The organism is Nocardia sp. NPDC003963 (assembly GCF_053605105.1).
Window position 1 is genome coordinate 204,778 of the sequence record NZ_JBSGIP010000003.1, and the last position, 19,093, is coordinate 223,870.

General features: G+C 66.4%; 16 protein-coding genes. 12 read left to right on the forward strand and 4 right to left on the reverse strand.

Annotated features, from left to right (window positions below; translation table 11 throughout):
• Positions 1-20 precede the first annotated feature (20 nt).
• The 10 genes from ACWEWT_RS11630 (at position 21) to ACWEWT_RS11675 (ending at position 11,064) form a co-directional block, all read left to right on the forward strand.
• The gene (locus ACWEWT_RS11630) at positions 21-1,667 is read left to right on the forward strand and encodes an ABC transporter substrate-binding protein (RefSeq protein WP_452558278.1); all 1,647 of its coding nucleotides are present in this window, start codon (positions 21-23) and stop codon (positions 1,665-1,667) included.
• A gap of 116 nt (positions 1,668-1,783) precedes the next feature.
• On the forward strand, positions 1,784-2,785 hold the full coding sequence (locus ACWEWT_RS11635) for an ABC transporter permease (protein ID WP_452558374.1): 1,002 nt from the start codon (positions 1,784-1,786) through the stop codon (positions 2,783-2,785).
• Between the two features lie 10 nt (positions 2,786-2,795).
• Complete coding sequence (locus ACWEWT_RS11640) at positions 2,796-3,713, forward strand: ABC transporter permease (RefSeq protein ID WP_452558279.1); 918 nt, start codon at positions 2,796-2,798, stop codon at positions 3,711-3,713.
• The gene (locus ACWEWT_RS11645; RefSeq protein WP_452558280.1) at positions 3,710-4,549 is read left to right on the forward strand and encodes an ABC transporter ATP-binding protein; all 840 of its coding nucleotides are present in this window, start codon (positions 3,710-3,712) and stop codon (positions 4,547-4,549) included. The genes ACWEWT_RS11640 and ACWEWT_RS11645 overlap by 4 nt, the downstream gene beginning before the upstream one ends.
• Positions 4,546-5,322 carry an ABC transporter ATP-binding protein gene (locus tag ACWEWT_RS11650; RefSeq protein ID WP_452558281.1) on the forward strand — a complete coding sequence of 259 codons (777 nt, stop codon included), beginning with the start codon at positions 4,546-4,548 and terminating at the stop codon, positions 5,320-5,322. Before ACWEWT_RS11645 ends, ACWEWT_RS11650 begins: the two co-directional genes overlap by 4 nt.
• A gap of 69 nt (positions 5,323-5,391) precedes the next feature.
• Positions 5,392-7,116: a nitrilase-related carbon-nitrogen hydrolase gene (locus ACWEWT_RS11655; protein WP_452558282.1), complete on the forward strand. Its 1,725-nt coding sequence runs from the start codon at positions 5,392-5,394 to the stop codon at positions 7,114-7,116.
• 7 nt (positions 7,117-7,123) lie between these two features.
• Positions 7,124-9,292, forward strand: a complete 2,169-nt coding sequence (locus tag ACWEWT_RS11660; RefSeq protein ID WP_452558283.1) for an FAD-dependent monooxygenase — start codon at positions 7,124-7,126, stop codon at positions 9,290-9,292.
• The gene (locus ACWEWT_RS11665; protein ID WP_452558284.1) at positions 9,289-10,056 is read left to right on the forward strand and encodes a maleate cis-trans isomerase family protein; all 768 of its coding nucleotides are present in this window, start codon (positions 9,289-9,291) and stop codon (positions 10,054-10,056) included. Before ACWEWT_RS11660 ends, ACWEWT_RS11665 begins: the two co-directional genes overlap by 4 nt.
• 19 nt (positions 10,057-10,075) lie before the next feature.
• Complete coding sequence (locus tag ACWEWT_RS11670) at positions 10,076-10,402, forward strand: Dabb family protein (RefSeq protein ID WP_452558285.1); 327 nt, start codon at positions 10,076-10,078, stop codon at positions 10,400-10,402.
• A complete protein-coding gene (locus ACWEWT_RS11675; RefSeq protein ID WP_452558286.1) occupies positions 10,399-11,064 on the forward strand; it encodes an isochorismatase family protein in 666 nt (221 codons plus the stop codon). The genes ACWEWT_RS11670 and ACWEWT_RS11675 overlap by 4 nt, the downstream gene beginning before the upstream one ends.
• A gap of 290 nt (positions 11,065-11,354) precedes the next feature.
• Here the strand turns inward: ACWEWT_RS11675 and ACWEWT_RS11680 are convergent, their stop codons facing one another.
• Together ACWEWT_RS11680 and ACWEWT_RS11685 are read right to left on the reverse strand one after the other, a co-directional pair.
• On the reverse strand, positions 11,355-12,347 hold the full coding sequence (locus ACWEWT_RS11680) for a hypothetical protein (RefSeq protein ID WP_452558287.1): 993 nt from the start codon (positions 12,345-12,347) through the stop codon (positions 11,355-11,357).
• A 952-nt stretch (positions 12,348-13,299) separates the two neighbouring features.
• A complete protein-coding gene (locus ACWEWT_RS11685) occupies positions 13,300-13,608 on the reverse strand; it encodes a DUF6802 family protein (RefSeq protein WP_452558288.1) in 309 nt (102 codons plus the stop codon).
• A 404-nt stretch (positions 13,609-14,012) separates the two neighbouring features.
• On the opposite strand from ACWEWT_RS11685, the gene ACWEWT_RS11690 reads away from it, so the two are divergent.
• Positions 14,013-14,219: a hypothetical protein gene (locus ACWEWT_RS11690; protein ID WP_452558289.1), complete on the forward strand. Its 207-nt coding sequence runs from the start codon at positions 14,013-14,015 to the stop codon at positions 14,217-14,219.
• An 81-nt stretch (positions 14,220-14,300) separates the two neighbouring features.
• Here ACWEWT_RS11690 and ACWEWT_RS11695 read toward each other — a convergent pair whose 3' ends face one another.
• Both ACWEWT_RS11695 and ACWEWT_RS11700 read right to left on the reverse strand, forming a co-directional pair.
• Positions 14,301-15,053: a cache domain-containing protein gene (locus tag ACWEWT_RS11695; RefSeq protein ID WP_452558290.1), complete on the reverse strand. Its 753-nt coding sequence runs from the start codon at positions 15,051-15,053 to the stop codon at positions 14,301-14,303.
• A complete protein-coding gene (locus ACWEWT_RS11700) occupies positions 15,050-15,802 on the reverse strand; it encodes a FadR/GntR family transcriptional regulator (RefSeq protein WP_452558291.1) in 753 nt (250 codons plus the stop codon). Before ACWEWT_RS11700 ends, ACWEWT_RS11695 begins: the two co-directional genes overlap by 4 nt.
• A 1,338-nt stretch (positions 15,803-17,140) precedes the next feature.
• On the opposite strand from ACWEWT_RS11700, the gene ACWEWT_RS11705 reads away from it, so the two are divergent.
• Positions 17,141-19,087 (forward strand): acyl-CoA dehydrogenase family protein, encoded by a 1,947-nt coding sequence (locus ACWEWT_RS11705; RefSeq protein ID WP_452558375.1) that lies wholly within the window; start codon positions 17,141-17,143, stop codon positions 19,085-19,087.
• The last annotated feature ends 6 nt before the right edge of the window (positions 19,088-19,093 follow it).

Here is a 19,093-nt window from a genome sequence, read left to right on the forward strand (position 1 = left end):
AGTCAGACCAAGGACAATCCATGTACGCCAGAACTTCTCGTCGCGCCGGACTCGCGGTGGCCGGTGCCACCGCCGCCGCAGCCGCGCTCCTGCTGTCCGCGTGTGGCGGTGGCGGCGGACCCGCCACCGGCGGCGACCTGCCGGGGTCCTCCACCTATGTGATCGCCATCCCGCAGGATTTCCAGGGCGTCGACCGGGCCGCCTACTCCAGTGAGGCGTCGAAGGTCCTCGCCGATGTCATGCAGAGTCGGCTGCTCGAGTTCGAGACCGACGCGAGCACACCCACCTCCTGCCTGTCCGAGGTACCCACCCCGCTGAAGCCGCAGACCGCTCTCGTCGAGCAGTGGGCGGTGACCCAGGACGGTCTCGGCATCGACATCACCCTCCGTAACGGAGTACTCAGCTCGGCCGGAAACACACTCACCGCCGAAGACGTGAAGTGGACCCTCGATCGGGCCGTGGCCATCGACGCCGGGGCCCAGACCCTGTTCTTCAAAGTCGGCGGCTTCGACCGGGCGAAACCCGTCACGGTACTCGATCCGGCGCACCTGCGGATGAACCTGGTCGCACCCAACGCGATGGCACCGTATGTGCTGGCCAGCGTCGCGGGCATCATTCTGGACAGCACCGATGTGCGTGCCCACTCCACCCCCACGGACCAGTGGGGCAAGGACTATCTCACCGATAACACAGCCAACTTCGGTCCGTGGGACCTGACCGGATTCACCTCCCAGCAGCTCACCTTCGACCGGAACCCGAACTTCGCCGGTGCGCGCGGCAATATCGACCAGATCCTGCTCCAGACCGTCGCCGACGCCTCGTCGCGGATCCAGTTGCTGCAGACCGGGCAGGTGGCCGAGGTGACCAACCTCGACTACACCCAGCTCGAGCACCTCCGCGACAGCGACGCCGTCAATCTCGCCGAATGCGCCAACCCCGCCCGCGACTGGCTGGGACTCAACGCCGCCGATCCGATCGTCGGTAAACCCGAAGTTCGGCAGGCTATCTCGTACGCCCTCGACCGCGAGGCGATCAACCAGACCGTCTACCGCGGGTTCGCCGCGCCGTCCGCGAGCGGACTGTCGGCCCAGTTCGGTGCACCGACACCGAATCCCGACCCGTACACTCGCGATCTCGACAAAGCCCGGAAGTTGCTCGCCGCGGCGGGACATCCGGACGGTTTCACGCTGAATCTCAGCGTCTCCCCCGCCCAGCCGGGACCGCATTCGGCGAACCTCGCCGCGATCGTCCAGCAGCAGCTCGGCGAGGTGGGAATCCGCGTCAACGTGGTGACCGTGCCCTCGGCGGTGCAGTTCCGTTCCGACGGCTTGGCGCACACCATTCAGTCCTGGCTGCTGGCGGAAACCCCGGCGTTCGCCAACGCGGGCTATTCCGGCTGGCTGACCAACGGTTGCGCGGGTCTGCAGAACTACGCCGGCTACTGCGATCCCGGGTTCGACGCGCTGACCGCCGAACTGATGGCCGACAGCACCGGACCCGAGACCCGGGCGAAAACGGACGCCGTCGCCGCACTGATCGCCGGACAACAACCCGCCGTATATCTCGCCGACCGCTCCACGATCAATATTCGCGGCGTCTGCGCCGAGCAGGTACCTGCCTCGTCGTTCGGCACCGACTACACCGAGGCGAACACCCGATGCCAGTAGAGACCCGGTCCGTTTCCGCGGGCTCCGACGGGACGGAAACCACCTCCGCACCCGGTACATCGCCCGCGGAGCCCGCACCGGGCTCCGCGGGGGCGCCCCGCCGAATTCCGGTGACGATGCTGCTCGGTCGGCTCGTAGCGATTCCGGTATCCATCTTCGCGGTCGCGACACTGGCGTTCTGGCTGGTCCGGTTGCCCGGCACCAATGCCGCGGCCGCGATCGGCGGCGAGTACGCCGACGCGGAGGCCATCGCCCGGATCGAGCGAGAGCTGGGATTCGATCGGCCGCTGTGGTCGCAGTACACCGATTTCCTCACCGGCCTCGTGCGCGGTGACCTCGGTACGTCGTATTTCACCCGCCGACCGGTCTCCGCGGAGGTCTTCGGACGGCTGCCGCTCGACCTCACCGTCGGCCTGCTCGCCCTCGTGGTGGCGATCGTCGTGGGCGTCGGTATGGGAGCCGTGGGCGCCTATTTCCGCACCCGGCCCGCCGATCACACGACCCGGGTGATCGTCAGTGTGCTGCAGTCGCTACCGGAATACGTATTCGCCCTCGTCCTGGTGTACGTGTTCTTCTACCTTCTCGGTGTGGCACCCGCCCCGGTGGGTCAGGTATCCCTGCGTACCGCGGTTCCGGACGGCCCGACCGGGGTGGTGGTCATCGATGCGCTTCTCGCGGGCGATACAGCCACCTTCGGTAAAGCCGCGCAGCAGCTCGTACTCCCGGTACTGAGCTTCGGACTGGTGCTCTCCGCGGTCTTCGCCCGGGTCACCCGGACGAACTTCGCCACCGTGCTGTCGTCTCCGCAGATCCAGTACGCGCGAGCGTGCGGACTGACCCCGCTACGGGTGTTCTGGTCGGCGTTCACGGTCGCACGAACCGCTGTTCTCACCACGATCGCGGTGATCACCGGAGCCATCATCGGTGGCGGCGCCATCATGCAGAAGATCTACAACCTCGACGGCGCGGCAGCGTTCGGCGTCGATTCCATCTTCAAATTCGATCTACCCGTCATCCAGGGAATCGTCATCGTGCTCGGTGGCCTGACCGTACTGGCGTTCCTCGTCATCGACATCCTCATCCTGCTCCTCGACCCGCGCGTCCGTCACAAGTCCTGAGGCCTCCACCATGACCAGCCATAGCGGGGCGGGCGCCGCCCCCAGCACTTCATCGGATACCACTGCGGCCGGCGGGGTCACCGATCCGGCCGCCGACCGCGCGGACCGGGCGCGGAAGAAGACTCGCCGCCGCGGACTCGCCGGCGCGTATATCGGCGCGGCGATGCTGGTGGCGCTCGCCGTAGCGGCGATCGTCTGCCGATTCTTCCTCGACCCGGGCCGTATCGACCCGATGTCGGTGCTCACGGCGCCCAGCGGCGAGCACCTGTTCGGAACGGATTCGGCGGGCCGCGATGTTCTGTTGCGTACTTTCGCCGCGGCCGCGGCGGATCTGCCGCTGGCGCTCGGCGGTACCGCCGTCGCCATGATCGCCGGTACCGCGCTCGGCCTGCTGGCCGGTTCGGGTGGGCGCGGCTCGGGCTACATCATGCGGATAGTCGACGGGTTCGACGCCTTCCCGCTACTCATCCTGATCCTGGTGATCGTGCAGATCAGCGGTGGTGGCACCACCGTGCTGCTGGCGACCATCGCGATTCTCAACATCCCGCGCTTCATCCGGCTCACGCGCGCCGAGTCGATGCACCTGCGTGAGTCGCGCTACGTGTTCTACTCGCAGGTGATCGGTACCTCGGTGTTCTACCGGCTGCGCACCCATATCCTGCCGAATATCTCGGGCACCATCCTGTCGCAGGCCAGTACCGGTGCGGCACTGGCCCTGTCGGCGGTCGGTGCGATGAGTTTCCTCGGGCTGGGTATCGCCCCGCCGATCCCCAGCTGGGGATCGATGATCCAGGCGGGTTCCGCCGGGCTCACCACCGGCCAGTGGTGGCCCATCGCTTTCCCCGCGCTCGCACTGGTGTATTCGATCGTCGCGTTGAACCTGATCTCCGACAGCCTCGACGCCCACTTCGCCAAGGAGGTCAAATGAGCACCGAGACAGCACCACCGCTCCTCCAGGTCACCGATCTGGCCGTCGAATTCGGCCGCGGCGATACCGCGGCCCGAGTCGTACACGATGTGTCCTTCGAGGTACGCGCGGGCGAGTTCGTCGGCATCATCGGCGAGACCGGGTCGGGCAAATCCGTTTCCCTGCGGGCGGCGCTCGGGATGCTGCCCGCGACCGGCCGGATGGTCGACGGCCGGTCCCTGTTCCAGGGCCGCGATCTGCACGCGCTCGGCACCCGCGGGCTGCGCGCGGTGAAGGGCAACGATATCGGATTCATTCCCCAGCAGCCCTGGAGTGCGCTCAATCCGGTGCAGTCCATCGAGAAGCAGTTCCTCGCGGTCGGCCGCTCACACGGTAAGAGCAAGGCGTGGATCCGCGATACCGCGCGCCGGATGCTGCGCCGGGTGGAGATCGCCGACCCGGAGCGGGTACTGGCGGGCCACTCCGGCGCCCTGTCCGGTGGTATGGCACAGCGCGTGGTGATCGCCCTCTCGCTCATGCTGCAACCCGACCTGGTAGTCGGCGACGAACCGACCACCGCGTTGGACGTGACCGTGCAGAAGGAGATCCTCGATCTACTGAGCCGCATCTGCCGGGAAGACGGCAAGGCCATCCTGATGGTCACCCACGACCTGGGCGTGGTGTCGACCTACTGCGACCGGATCTATGTCATGCGCGACGGCCGGGTGCTCGAGAGCGGACCGACCCGCTCGGTGTTCTCCCGACCGCAACACGAGTACACCCAGCTGCTGGTCGCGGCGTCCACCCGCTACCTCGACGAACCGTCCGGCACCGCGACGGAAGCCGGTGTGGCATGAGCAGGCTCGAAGTTCAGCATCTGCACAAGGTCTACGGCCGGGGCGACCGGAGGGTCGAGGCCGTCGACGATGTCTCGTTCTCCGTCGCCGCGGGCTCCACTCTCGGGCTGATCGGTGAGAGCGGTTCGGGGAAGTCGACCCTGGGCCGCATCTGCCTGGGCGCCGAGGCCGCCGACAGCGGCCGGATCGTCATGGACGGTATCGACTTCGCCACGCTGGACAAGGCCGGTCTCGGCCGGTGGCGCCGACGTAGTTCGATCGTGCTGCAGGAGCCGGAACTCGCGCTCAACCCGCGCCGGACCATCGGACAATCGGTGTCCGAGCCGCTGGACGTGCATTTCCGGGATATGTCGAAGGCCGATCGACGGGCCCGTGGTGAGCAGGCGTTCGAACTCGCGCATCTGAGCCCGGCCCTGTGGGACCGCTACCCGTCCGAACTCAGCGGCGGTCAGCAGCAGCGGGTCGGAATCGCACGCGCCATGGTGACCGAACCCGATTTCGTGGTGCTCGACGAGCCCACCGCCTCGCTGGACCTGTCGGTGCGCTCGCGGATCCTCGACACCCTGTGCGAGGTCCAGGAGGCGACGAACGTGTCCTACCTGTTGATCACCCACGATATGTCGACTGTCTCGGCGCTGGCCACCGACGTCGCGGTGCTCTACCGCGGGCGCGTAGTCGAGGCCGGTCCGTGGCGTGAGGTCCGGCGGGATCCACGCAACCGGTACACCCGCCGACTGCTGTCGGCGGTGCTCACCGTCGATCGAAGTGCCTGACGGGCGAGGGCAGCCGACCACCTACTTCCGGACAGTTCGTCCGTACCGCGGAAGGTCATGTGACACAGCATGAAGACACTGGACAGTTGTGAACGCGAGGGTGACGTCGTGCGTGTCGCCGCCGCGCAATTCTTCTCGGGCCCCGACGTCGCGGCCAACACCGAACTCTGTAGCGGCTACATCCACGCCGCCGCCGCGGCCGGTGCGCAATTGATCGTCCTGCCGGAGAACAGCAATCGCGTCCGCGACTACGCGGATCGCGCCGAATGCTACGCACGCTGCGAAGAACTCGAAGGCGAGTTCGTCGTCGGAGTGCGCGCGGCATGCCGCTCGGCGGGTATCCATGCCGTCGTCGGCGTGGACCTGCGCACCGCCACCGCACCGGAGGTGCGGATCGCTTCGGTTCTGATCGGACCCGACGGCGAGATCCTGCACATCCACCACAAGACCGTGCTCTGGGACTACGAATACACCCTGTTCGTGCCGGGGCACCGGGCCCTCGAGGTGGTCGACACCGCGATCGGCCGACTCGGCCTGCTGATGTGCGCCGACGGAATCGTGCCGGATGTACCGCGAGTGCTCGGTACACTCGGCGCCCAGATCCTGTGCAATTCCCTCAACTCCCGCGGCCCCGACGAGGTGCGGGTGCACGTTCCGCTGCGGGCCCTCGAGAACCATGTCTGGCATATCTCCGCCAACACCGTCGGCGGGCCCGCCGACGCCTACCCGTGGATGGGCGGCTCGCAGATCGTCTCCCCACGCGGTGCGGTACTCGCCGCGGCCGGCGAGGTCCAGGAGGGTCTGGTCTGGGCGGATATCGAACCGGCCGCCGCCGACGACAAGAACGTTCCCGGGTTCGCCGATGTCATGGGCTGGCGCCGACCGGACCTCTACGGCGACCTGATGACCCCGCACGAGAGCCTTCCCGTCGCACCCATGCTCGGCCCGGACGATCCGGAGATACCCGCCGAACCACTCGATGTGGCCACTCTGCAGGTGTCGTGGTTCCACAACCAGGACTGGACGATCACCCGCGCCCTCGGGCAGATCGCCCACGCGGCCCGCCGGGGCGCCACGCTCGGGGTGCTGCCGGAGCTGTTCTGCTTCCGGCCCGGCGAGGTCGCCGCGGATCCCGCGGCCGCCGCGGCCGTCTCGCGACGCGTACTCGACAGAATCGGCGAGTCGGCACGCGAGCACCGCCTGTGGGTGGTCGCCCATCTCGTCGAACACGCGGACACGGCCTTCTACTCGACCGCATACCTGATCGATGCGGGCGGCGAGATCGCGTTCACCTATCGCAAGACCCATCTCGATGCTGTCGAATCCCGTTGGGCGAGTGCGGGTGACGCGATCGAGGTGGCCCACACCGAGATCGGCGCCATCGGTGTGATGATCGGAAACGAGGTGTGGGTTCCGGAGGTGATGCGGCTGCTCGCCCTGCGCGGTGCGGAGATCGTCGCCCACCCCACGAGCTGGGACCGTCGCGAAGCGGCGGATATGGCGGCGACCGAGCGCACCGAGGAGAACCGGGTGCATCTGGTGTCGGTCAATCGACTCGACAGTCCCGCGAAGGTCGGCAGCCAGATCGTGCGGGCCGATCCGTTCGTCCCCGGCCAGCCGATTGCGTTGATGCGCTATCCGTCTGCCCAGTGGACCCGGCACGGGTTCGAGGAGCAGCTGATCGTGCGCCTGGACCTGCGCGAATCGCATAACAAGATGATGGGTTACCACCTCGACCCCGTCGGAACCCGGCAGCCGAAACTGTACGGCCCGTTGCTGACCGAGAAGGCGTGATTCGACCATGACAGACCCCGACAACGCCGGGATGAACACCGTGGTCGTCGCCGGTATGGGCCCGGTGGGAATGGTTGCCGCGCTCACGCTCGCGCAGCTGGGTCACCAGGTCCTGGTACTCGAAGCCGGCAGCGAACTGTCCACCGAATCGCGCGCCTCGACCTTCCACCCGTCCACCCTCGAACTGCTCGAGGAGCTCGGAGTGGTCGACGCACTGCACGAGGTCGGGCTGAAAGCACCGGTGTACCAATACCGCGAACGCAGCGGCGCCGTGCTCTCCGAGATGGATATGGGACTACTCGCGCCGGAGACGAAGTATCCCTACCGATTGCAGAGTGAACAGGACAACCTGACCCGGATCATCAGAGATGTCCTGGTGACGATGCCCAATGTCACGCTGCGGTACTCCACGCCGGTCGTCCGGGTCGAGCAGGGCGATGCCCACGTGCGGATCTTCCTGCCCGATACCGATCGCGACCATCCGATACGGGCCCGGTGGCTGGTCGCCGCCGACGGAGCGAGCTCCGTGATCCGGAAGTCGCTGGGCGTCTCCTTCGAGGGACGTACCTACGACGAGCGTTTCCTGGTCGCATCGACCACACACGAGTTCCGCGACGACTTCCCCGACCTCGCCTACGTGTCCTATATATCGGACCCCGAGGAGTGGGGTGTGCTGTTGCGGACACCGAAACACTGGCGGGCACTGTTCCCGATCGGCGACGACGAATCCGACGAGCAGGCGCTGGACCCCGCTTCGCTGCAGGCGCGTCTGCAACGGGTCGCCGCACAGCCCGGCGCCTACGAGATCGCCCACGCGAACGTCTACTCGGTGAACATGCGTGTCGCCGCGACTTTCACGGTGGGCCACATCCTGCTCGCCGGTGACAGCGCCCACGTCAACAACCCACTCGGCGGGATGGGAATGAACAGCGGTATCCACGACGCGTGGGCCGCCGCCCGGTGCATCGACGCCGCCCTCACCGGCACCGATGACGCCCATGTGGGCCGGCTGTACAGCGAACTCCGCCGTGACGCCGCGCTCAACCATGTGCAGGCGCGCGCGCAGAACAACTACGACGGTATGCGGCAATCGGATTCGGCGGCCCGTGAGGCACGCGCCGAATCGCTGTCGGCACTGGACCGCGACCTGTTCGACAAGCGGGAACATCAGAGGCGGGCCGCGATGTTCACCTCCCTGCGAATCACTCGCGGGCGACTCGCACGGGAACTGCGTGCGGTTCCCGATACGGCCCGCCCCGCCGGGCGGCGGCTGTCGGAAATGCTGTGCTACGGAACGGTCGCCGCACCCGGCGTCTACGACGGTGTGACGATTCGCGCCGCGGAGGCAGCGGGTTTCGGCGCGGCCTATGTCTCGGGCGCAGCCGTATCGGCTACCGCGCTGGGCCGGCCGGACCTCGGCTATCTGGGTCTCGCGGAGATGGCCGAGCAGGTGCGTCGGATGACCTCGGTCAGCGAGCTGCCGCTGATCGTGGACGCCGATACCGGCTACGGCGGAATCCTGCAAGTCGAGGAGACGATGGCCCGATTCGAAGCGGCCGGCGCCGCGGCGGTGCAGTTCGAAGACCAGGTCGCGCCCAAGCGCTGTGGGCACCTCGCCGGGAAACAGCTCGTACCGGTCGAGGAGATGATCGCGAAGGTGCGGGCCGCCGTATCGGGACGGACCTCGGCACTGGTGATCGCCCGCACCGACGCACTCGCGGTCGAAGGAGAGGCAGCCACACTCGCTCGTGCCCGCGCCTATGCCGCGGCGGGCGCGGACCTCCTCTTCGTCGAGGGGGTCTACTCGGAGGAGGCGCTACGGCGGGTGCGGGACGCCGTCCCCGGTGTCCCGTTGCTGGTCAATCTCTCCGAAGCCGGTGATCACTCCGAGCTTCCCCCTGCCGAGGTCCTCGCCGAATGCGGTGTGGCCGTGCTGATCTACCCGGTCGCGCCCCTGCTGGCCGCGGCCGAAGCGGTCGCCGATACCTATCGGAGAATCCGCGCCACCGGCGCGTCCGGTCACAGTGGTGCGCAGTGGCAGGCCCTGACCGAACTGCTCGGGCAGGGCGATCGGCTGGCGGCCGCCGAGTACGCCGCCGTCGCCGCACACGCGTTGTCCGGTGACGCAGCCGGCCGAATCACTTCCGGTATCGACGATCAGAGGAGCTTCGTATGACCGCACCAACCCTGACCGGCGCGGGCTCGCCCACCCGCAAAGGACTCAAGTTCGCACTGATCATTCCCTCTACCAATACCTCGGTCGAGCGCGAATTCCACCGGCTGCGCCCACAGGACTGCTCCTGGCACACCGGCCGGATCATGATCAACGCCGTAGCCCTGGACTCGGCGGACGCCTTCGGCAGGTTCCGGGAGAATCTCAACGCGGCGCTGCCGGCGGCACTCGAGACGGTGATGACCGCGCTGCCCGACTATGTCGTGATGGGGATGTCCGCCGAGACCTTCTGGGGTGGGGTGGCCGGCAACGCCGAGTTCGAATCGCTGGTGCGCACGCTCACCGGGCTCGAGGTCACCACCGGAGCGACCGCGGCCGGCCGCGCGCTACAGGCGTTCGGCGCGAGGAAGATCGGGGTGGTCACCCCGTACCAGCCGGTCGGCGATGAGCAGGTGGTGGCCTACTTCACCGAACTCGGTTTCGAGGTCGCGGCCATCCACGGTTTGAAGTCGGCGTCCGCGACCTCCATCGCCGACGAATCCCCCGACGCCATCCGGGCCGCGTTCCGCGCGGTGGACGGTCCCGACGTGGACGCACTCATCCAATGTGGCACCAACCTCGAGGCTGTCGCGGTCGCCGCCGAGTTGGAGCGCGAGTTGGGCAAACCGGTGATAGCGATCAATGCCGCGACGGTGTGGCACGCGCTGCGCACCAACGGGATCGACGACAGGATCGTCGGTCACGGTTCGCTACTCGAGCGATTCTGACGAATCGAGGAGAGAAGACATGTTCAATCACGTGGGTCATCTGACCCTGATCCCCGAAGCCACCGACGCGCAGATCGAAGGAATCGCCGCCGCGCTGCTAACCCTTCCGGACCGGATCGACGGACTGGTCCGCGCCGAGGTCGTGCGCGATGCCGGACTGTCCGACGGTAACGCGTCACTACGCTTCCACCTGCGATTCGCGGGGCAGCCGGCGTGGGAGGCGTACCGCGCCCATCCCGCGCATCTCGCCGTGATCAGCGATCACATCGCGCCGGTACTCGCCGCCAAGGCGTTCGTGCAGTACGACGACGACACGGTACGCACGCACGAGAGAGCGGTGGCATGACCGACGCTCCGCTCATCACAACGCTCGCCGCGGACGACGCGTTCGGCGGGCACCTCGAACCCGGTACGCGGCCTGCGCTCGTCGTCGTCGACCCGGCCCGCGCGTACACCGATCCCGCCTCACCGTTGTACGCGGGCGTCGAAGACGCCGTGGCGGCCATGCTGGAGTTCCGCGAGCAGGCCACCGCGACGGGAATTCCCGTATACCTCACCCGGGTCCGCTACGACCACGCCGACGGTGCGCTCGGCGGCTTGTTCTTCCGCAAGGTCCCGAGTCTGACATGCTTCGTCGCCGGCAATCCCCTCGCCGAGTTCGTCGACGGTTTCGCACCACGCCGCGGAGAAACGGTCGTGACCAAGCATTACCCGAGCGCTTTCGCGGGCACTTCCCTCGCGGCGTCGCTGACCGTGCGGGGAATCGACACCGTCCTGATCGCGGGCCTGTCGACCAGCGGATGCGTCCGGGCGACCGCCCTGGATGCGCTACAGAACGGATTCGTCCCGATCGTGGTACGCGAATGCGTCGGAGACCGCCATCCCGACGCCCACGAATCGAACCTGCGCGATATCGCCGCGAAGGTCGGCGAAGTCTGTTCGCTGGCCGAAGCGTCCGATTATCTGACTTCTGTTTCAGGGGAAAGCAGTTCGGCAGGCTCGGTATAGCACGCCCGCGCCCACCCAGCGGCGACAGTTCAACGGCCGGTATCGATTTCGGTCTGCCGTGGCCCCGGTAGCTCATGTCCGGAGGGGAATCGACCACTACGCCCACGCGCTCACCGGGAAACAAGCCCTGCGTATCAGACAGAGGACGGGGGCACAGCGCATCGAGAAGCCGTCCCGGAGCCGGCTCCGCATGGAATAATGGCACCGGCCGTAGCGATATCGGCAATACCGTAGAAAACGCCGACATTTATCGACGTGACCGCAGGTCCACAGTTTTTATTCAGATGCCGTCATCGTGACTTGTCGACGATATCGACGCCGAATACCGGTGTATCGTATTCCAGACGATCGGCCCACAGATATTCCGGTGTCATCTGTTTGACACGCATCGGACGGTTCGGATCGTGATCACCTTGATCCGCACCCCACCAGCTGTTCGTTTCCCGGTCGTAGTATGCGTAATTGAAGTTCATGCTGTTCGGCCTGCCCTGGTGCAGGTCGCGAGACATATCCACCCGGCCCGTCTCGGGATTCGGCCGGAATCTGCTCGGATCGGGGGTATCAGTGCCGTCGTCGTAATTGAATGCGCCGTTTCCGAGGTCTATCGTGCGAACACCGGAATCCTTTTGACCGGACCACAGATCTTTGTAGGTGATCACCGCTTCGAATTCTTCGGGCCTGCCGCCGGTGGGTAGGAATCGCTCGATACCCTGCAGCGGACCGAGGTCGGGGTGCGATTGGATCAGGCGGGCGACTTCTGCGGCGTCTCCGGGATTCGCCGCGAATATTTTGTTCAACTCATCCAAATAGCCGGAGACCCTGTCGAACACCCGCCTGTTGCCTTCGAGCTTTGCCGCGCTCTTGGCATCCTTCATTTCTTCCAGATTATGACCCTCCGGCACGCGGGCCAACGCTGTCCGCGCGTTCTCCTGAGCTGTATCGAGATTTTCTCTGATCCATTCCATGTTCTCGGTCGCGTTTCGCGTTATTCCGGTGTAGGGATCCTCGGCCGACCACCTGGTTCCGTATTTCCTCGTTGCGTCTTCCGATATATCCAGCTGTCGCTGCCAATGCAGAACATCTTTCTCGGCGGCCTCGACATGTGCCAGGGCCTTCCCGAGGTCCGCGATCCTGCCGTGTGACTCGACATCGCCGAACGCGATATGCATCGGCGGCAGCCCGTCGGTTCTGCCGATACGGTCCTGTACGAGACCGACACATCCCCGGCGAAGAGTTTTTCGCCGCTCGGGGCTCACCGCCCGGCCTTCCCGCTCTTCCAGCATTCGGATGTATTCATCCAGCGAATACTCCCGGTAAGTCGCCGGGGAACCACCGTGTTCGCCCGCACGGGAGTCGAGCGGGGCCGCCCGCCGCTGTTCCGGTGTGCTCAGCGCCTCGACTGCCTTGTCGACCTCGTCCTCGCCGCGCTGGTCGGCGGGCACCTTCTCATCGACATCGCGGCGGGCAATGCGTGCCGCGCCCCTGGGGTACTCCGCGAGGCCGCCGGATCCCTGACCGGTCAGGCGTCTCAAATCGTTCAGGACCCGGGCCAGGACCCTGGTTACACCGTTGCTCACTCGGACCTCACCACTACCCTGGACGCAGACTGCGGCACCGGTCCGGAAAGCGGTGCTGTCACGGCTGTTATGGTCTCATCCCGTCCCAGCGCACTCAGCGAGCGTTGCTCAGGAGCCCTTCTTCGAGGGGACGCCCGGCGTCCTACGGCACCGGCCGGCGCTGCCGTGGCCGGGGTGACAGCCCGGTCGATGCCGCCGGGAACTACCGGGCGCGGCAACGGATCCGACACGGTGACCGGTTCGCCCCGAAGGCCGCGGATCCGTCGAGGTATCCGCCGGCGGGATCGGAAGCGGAGCGGCGCTGTGGTCGTCGAACGATTGCGAGGATCGAACGGTCTTGCCGGCGCGGGGCACCCGGAAGCGCACTCGGCTGTACGTTGTGCCGTCCTTGCGCACACGCACGCGGGGAGTAGTAGCCGTGACATAGGTCCTTGCGTCAGGCCGAGTCCCCTCGGATTCCCTGTTTCGGGACCTCGCTGTGGACGCAGAGCGGAGACTGTGCTCAGAGATTCCCCTGAACTGCGTAAATACTGTGTCCGGAGGGGGAATCGACCACTACGCCCACGCGCTCACCGGGCGGACATGTCCTGCATATCAACCCGATTCGACGGGCGGCTCGGGCACCGGTTCCATCTCGCTCCGCGCGGCCGGCGCCCGCTCACTCCCCCACTTTCCCCTGATCGGTCTGCCGCCACTCGCCCGTCCCGTCGGGATTGCGGTGGTATTCCCAAGCCGAGTAGTCGCCGTCGTTCTCCACCACGCTCAGCCGGTCGGCGTATCCGTCGAGATCGGTATCGGTCCAGACACTCATCGAATCGGGACCGGTGGTGACGAAGGTATCGAGTATGCCGTCGACGACGAGATCCTGGGTGGGTGATTCCATTTCCACCGGCCCCAGGCCGTCCAAAGACGAGGACGCTTCGATATTCGGCATACCGATGCCGGGGAACTCTTCTGATGTAGGCATGGATTCTCCTGAGCTCCACTGGTCGACCGCGGGAATGTTCCGGTCCATCTTTCCATCCCCGACGGTACAGCGCAGCCCCGTTCCCGGGCAGGAACGGGGCTGTCGGCGACTACGGCGACAGCGAACGGTCGCCTCCGCCGGCTCACCGAGCAGACTCCACTCGGCCACCACATCCAGAGTGTGGACAGAAGCTGACGAATCGGATGAAAGAGACCGGCGTAGCGAAACTTTCACAACCACCGCCCGCCGAAGTGAATCAGCACCACAACACCCGAAGGCCCAGTGAGTCCGGGGTCCGGTACAGCGGACCCCCACGCGGCGCCACCCTCGCGAACTGCGAATCTCGCGGCCGGCCAATATAATTCGAGAGCGGAACGGTGGCCTCCCGCTATAGACTTCCCGCCATGATGAAGCATCTGATCACTGGGGCGATGATCGCGGCCTTCACCTTCGGCGCGGCCGGCATCGCGGCGGCCGATACAACCGTTGACTATTACCCCACACAAGGCGCATGTGTGGCGAATGGGGTGGGCAAATTCGGTCAGGAAGGGCTGGGCAAAACCTGGTTCTGCCGTCAGTCCGGTGACCGGTTCGAACTGTTCACTCGCTGACCGCACCGGAACGAACGCCTCCGCCACACCGGCGGAGGCGGCGTAACCGGCACCGAAGGGCTCGGCGGTGATTCTCACCCCTCATGGCGCACGCGGCGGCGCTGTGGGTCCCAGTTGTTGTATCGACCAGGGTAGAGCGGCGATGGGCACTTCGGCGCCGGAGCCGCCTCCCCGGATTGCCCTCGATCCGGGTGGGTATGCGGAATCGGTCCCCAGGATGACTCGGCCCTCGTCGTTGACCAGGGCGACCCGCCGGCTCGATGCCCGGAATCGCGGAAGCAGGACTTCTTCCATCGCGCCGACCGGCACATCGGCGCCGGCGATTCCGAGGAAGCGGCCCGATCCGGCGCCCACCGGGATCGCGAAGGTGCACACATACTGATCGGTGCACGCGAAATCGATGTACGGACCGTGCACCCATCGCCGTCCCTGGTCGCGTGGGATCACATACCAGTCCATTGCGGTGTAATCGTAGAAATATTCGCTCTGCGGATTCAATTCCAGCTTATGGAGCTGCGGTCCGCGTACCGGGTCGGAAAGCCACCATTGCAGGTACCTGGGGCGGTCGGCGAGAACTCCGTCGGCCATCACCACACCGGCTCCGTCGAACAGTCGTCCACGCCGCTCGAGTTCGCCGACGATGGTCTCGCGCAAGGGTGCGAGGTCGGTGGATCGGGGAGGCCGCTGCGGCCGCCCGGTGAGATCGGTCCACAGGCTCGTCAGCGCGGCCCCGATCGATGTCAGCGACGCGTATATGTCATCGACCAGCTCGGTGATCACCGATGCGAGCGACTCGATGGTTCCCGGGGTGGAAGAATTGTCGGTGCCACTCATTGTTCATTGAGCTCCACGTGCAGGGCGACGAGTCGGCGGATACGATTCTCCGTATTCGATTCTGCCAGCTCTCGCGCCCGGCCATCATCCTCCCGTTCGATGGCGTCCACCAGGTCATGATGGGCAATGGCCTCTGCGGCCGGATCCAGTTCCAGGCGGGGTAGCCAGAGCAGTGCGGACAGCTCGGCCTGCAGGCCGACCTGGGTGCGGGTGAGCCTGGTGGACTGCGCGCAGACCGCCATCTCGATATGAAAACGGCTGTCGGCCCGGCGGGCCGCGACCGGCTCGGCGCTCACCTTCAACCGGTCGGCCAAGGCGCGGAGCCGGGCCACATCGGCCCGCAACCCGCGGCGCGCGGCGAATACGGCGGCGGCGCCGACCACGGCGAACTGCTCATCCCCCAGGTCACGCAACTCGGCCAGGCTCATCTGCTGGAGGCGCGCCTGCGACGAGTGCTCGAGGGCCTGTCCCGAAGCGCAGACGAAGCTGCCGCCGCCACGGCCGCGGGTGGTGCGCACAATTCCCTGCTGCCGAAGCACAGCCAGCGCTTCTCGCAGGGTCATCGTCGATACGCCCAGCTGGCCGGCGAGATCGGACTCGCTCGGTAACTGCTGGCCGTCGGCCATCACACCGAGGCTGATCGCGGCGGACAGCCGCTGCACCACGGCCTCGGTTTTCGGACCACTGCCTTCGAGTGGTGAGAGCACGACGCCGAGCGCGGACAGGCCGGCGCGTTCTTGCTGGGACAACGCGACTCCTCGGGTGGCACTACGAGTACCGATTCTATGTCCGAAAACCTTGAAACATGAACTATCAAGTCAGAGATATACCGATCCGTTTCAGCCGGCTGTCGCCTGGGTGGGCGATGCCGGCCCACCGGGATCGAAAAGAAGCTCGCTCTGAACCATTGAACTATGAACTCTAATGTATTAGTTTTAGGGACGTACATCACCCCCAGACACCTTCAGAGGAAGTCACGATCGAAGGAGAACGTCCCATGCGCGAGAACCCGCCCCATGCAGGTGGCCACCGGCTGCGCATCCGCCGTCGCGCCGGGTTCCCGACCGGGACGTCGGCGCGCATCCGCGCGAGGTCGGTCGACAGCGGTCACCGGACAAACGAGGCACTCGGACAACGACGGCGCACCGGCAATGGCTGACCTACGGCGAACAGAAGTCGACGGTCTCTATGCGACGTGGTGGGTGATTCGGCCGCACCGGATCGCGATCGCGGCCGTGGAGAACACCTCGGATACCTGTTCGGTGCTGCGCTTCGGGCCCGGGAACTATCCGGATCTCGCGCAAGCACGTGAACTTCATCCGGAACTGGCGAGGCTGTGGGATGCAGTCCGGCACGCCTTCTGGGGCGAACTCATCCCGCCGCGGAGGCCGGTCACCGAGTGTCGGGTGTGGGCATGATCGTGCAGCGGCCACGGTCGCGGGTACATCCCCCGGACGGCCCCGGCATCCGTTCGGGAGGTTCACGCGGCACAGTCGGTCCCGAGCAGACGGTCACGATCGGAACGGAGCTACTCGAACAGAGTTGGACTCGCCCTCGCCCAGCAGTTCATGCACTCGCCCCGGGCGCGGAAAGCAATTCCGCGCCGTCCGGCAACGGCGCCGGAAGTGGTCACAACGATGTGAACCCGGAGACGAGAAATGGTTGAGTTGAAATGCTCGCGGTGTGGCGGGGCGTTGCGCTCGAGTCTCGATCGACATCGGCTGCTGCACGCGAGATGCGCCGGACGGGAGAAACGTGTTTCCGAACGGATGACCACTGCCGATTGGATCGCGGTGGCCGGTTGGCTGGATCCCGAGCGGATGTGCGGGACGGGCCGAATGGGTCCGGAATAGCCGACCGGCTCGGTTCGCGGGCGATGGAGACCGCCGCCCACACCGATGCGCCGGACGGGTTCGACGCCGCAATACTCCGTATCTACGCAGGACGCGCCCGCGAACGCCGAGCACCGCGGTAACGCCCACGCGGCCGGACCCGACGCCGCGGCGTATTCGTCAATCCAAACTACCGGCGAGTAACAAGAACTCCTACACTCGGATGTGACTGTCACCACTTCCGAGGAGGACAGCATGTCCACTGCCGCGAAAGTCGACGCCACGGAGGAACAGGCCCGCCGCCTGGCCGAGGAATCTCGCGAAGTCACCTGGTCCAAACCGTCTTTTGCCAAAGAGTTGTTCCTCGGCCGCTACCGCGTGGATCTGATTCATCCGTTTCCGCGACCCGGCGCGCAGGACACCGCGAAGACCGACGCGTACCTGACCCGGCTCCGGGACTACTGCGCGACCCTCGACGGCAGCGTGATCGAGGCGCAGGACCGTATTCCGGAGCAGTACGTACGCGGCCTCGCCCGACTCGGCTGCTTCGGCCTCAAGATTCCCGAGGAATACGGCGGGCAGGGGCTGTCCCAGGTCGGCTACAACAAGGCGCTGATGCTCGTCGGTTCCGTACACCCGAGCCTGGGGGCGCTGTTGTCCGCGCACCAATCGATCGGCGTCCCCGAACCACTGAAGCTGGCGGGCACTCCGGAACAGAAGAACCGATTCCTGCCGCGTTGCGCGCAAGGCGCGATCAGCGCTTTCCTGCTCACCGAACCCGATGTCGGCTCCGATCCGGCCCGGATGGCCACCACCGCGACCCCCACCACCGACGGCGAAGCCTACGAGCTCGACGGCGTCAAACTGTGGACGACCAACGGCGTGGTCGCGGAACTGCTGGTGGTGATGGCCCGGGTACCGAAGAGCGATGGACACCGCGGCGGTATCTCCGCCTTCGTCGTCGAAGCCGACAGCCCGGGCATCACGGTGGAGCGGCGCAATTCGTTCATGGGTCTGCGGGGCCTCGAGAACGGCGTCACCCGCCTGCACCACGTGCGGGTACCCGTGCAGAATCTGATCGGCCGGGAAGGCGACGGGTTGAAGATCGCTCTCACCACGTTGAACGCCGGACGTCTCGCTATCCCGGCACTGTGCACCGCGGCCGCCGAATGGTCGCTGAAAATCGCACGCGAATGGAGCTCCGCGCGGGTGCAGTGGGGACGGCCGGTCGGCGAACATGCCGCGGTGGCGGCCAAGGTGTCCTATATCGCCGCGACGACCTACGCCCTGGAGGCAGTACTCGACCTCTCCGGGGCCATGTGCGACGAGAATCGCAACGATATCCGGATCGAGGCGGCACTCGCCAAGCTGTGGGCCTCGGAGATGGGTTGCCGGATCGCCGACGAACTCGTACAGATTCGCGGCGGGCGCGGATACGAGACGGCGGCGTCGCTACGAGCCCGGGGCGAACGTGCGGTCGGCGCCGAGCAGCTGGTACGCGATCTGCGGATCAACCGGATCTTCGAAGGCTCCAGCGAGATCATGCGGCTGCTCATCGCCCGGGAGATGGCCGATGCGCATATGGCCGCCGCCGGCGCCCTCGTCGACCGGCACGCGGAGTTCAAGGACAAGGCCAGAGCGGCGGTGGGCGCGGGTGGCTTCTACGCGAAATGGTTCCCGCAACTGGCCGTCGGCCCCGGCAGCGCACCGGGCGCGTTCGGTGATTTCGGACCACTGGCGCACCATCTGCGCTTCGTCGAGCGGATGGCCCGCAAACAGGCCCGGGCCCTGATGTACGGGATGGCGCGCTGGCAGGCGAAACTCGAGTACCGGCAGGTGTTCCTGGGCCGCCTCGTCGATATCGGCGCGGAACTCTTCGCGATGTCGGCGGCCTGCGTACGAGCGCAGGCCGAGCGCGTCGACGGCACGCCGCAAGCGGATGCCGCCGGAGAACTGGCCGATATCTTCTGCCGCCAGGCACGCATTCGGGTGCGGCAGCTGTTCGACGGACTGTGGGACAACACCGACGACGCGGATGTGCGCGCGGCACTCAACGTGCTCGACGGCCGCTACCGATGGCTGGAGGAGGGGGTGCTCGACTCGAGCGAGGGCACCGGTCCGTGGATCGCCGAATGGCAGCCGGGTCCGTCCACCGAGGAGAACCTGCTCCGGCCGTGGTTACGGGTGGGAGCATCGCGGTGATCGGAT

Excerpts from the sequence above, each read along its gene's own strand:
- ACWEWT_RS11640 (WP_452558279.1), top strand. The coding sequence starts at position 2,796 with ATGACCAGCCATAGCGGGGCGGGCGCCGCCCCCAGCACTTCATCGGAT.
- ACWEWT_RS11665 (WP_452558284.1), top strand. The coding sequence starts at position 9,289 with ATGACCGCACCAACCCTGACCGGCGCGGGCTCGCCCACCCGCAAAGGA.
- ACWEWT_RS11685 (WP_452558288.1), bottom strand. The coding sequence starts at position 13,608 with ATGCCTACATCAGAAGAGTTCCCCGGCATCGGTATGCCGAATATCGAA.
- ACWEWT_RS11675 (WP_452558286.1), top strand. The coding sequence starts at position 10,399 with ATGACCGACGCTCCGCTCATCACAACGCTCGCCGCGGACGACGCGTTC.
- ACWEWT_RS11705 (WP_452558375.1), top strand. The coding sequence starts at position 17,141 with ATGTCCACTGCCGCGAAAGTCGACGCCACGGAGGAACAGGCCCGCCGC.
- ACWEWT_RS11670 (WP_452558285.1), top strand. The coding sequence starts at position 10,076 with ATGTTCAATCACGTGGGTCATCTGACCCTGATCCCCGAAGCCACCGAC.
- ACWEWT_RS11630 (WP_452558278.1), top strand. The coding sequence starts at position 21 with ATGTACGCCAGAACTTCTCGTCGCGCCGGACTCGCGGTGGCCGGTGCC.
- ACWEWT_RS11660 (WP_452558283.1), top strand. The coding sequence starts at position 7,124 with ATGACAGACCCCGACAACGCCGGGATGAACACCGTGGTCGTCGCCGGT.
- ACWEWT_RS11690 (WP_452558289.1), top strand. The coding sequence starts at position 14,013 with ATGATGAAGCATCTGATCACTGGGGCGATGATCGCGGCCTTCACCTTC.
- ACWEWT_RS11635 (WP_452558374.1), top strand. The coding sequence starts at position 1,784 with ATGCTGCTCGGTCGGCTCGTAGCGATTCCGGTATCCATCTTCGCGGTC.
- ACWEWT_RS11695 (WP_452558290.1), bottom strand. The coding sequence starts at position 15,053 with ATGAGTGGCACCGACAATTCTTCCACCCCGGGAACCATCGAGTCGCTC.
- ACWEWT_RS11645 (WP_452558280.1), top strand. The coding sequence starts at position 3,710 with ATGAGCACCGAGACAGCACCACCGCTCCTCCAGGTCACCGATCTGGCC.
- ACWEWT_RS11655 (WP_452558282.1), top strand. The coding sequence starts at position 5,392 with ATGAAGACACTGGACAGTTGTGAACGCGAGGGTGACGTCGTGCGTGTC.
- ACWEWT_RS11650 (WP_452558281.1), top strand. The coding sequence starts at position 4,546 with ATGAGCAGGCTCGAAGTTCAGCATCTGCACAAGGTCTACGGCCGGGGC.
- ACWEWT_RS11680 (WP_452558287.1), bottom strand. The coding sequence starts at position 12,347 with ATGCTGGAAGAGCGGGAAGGCCGGGCGGTGAGCCCCGAGCGGCGAAAA.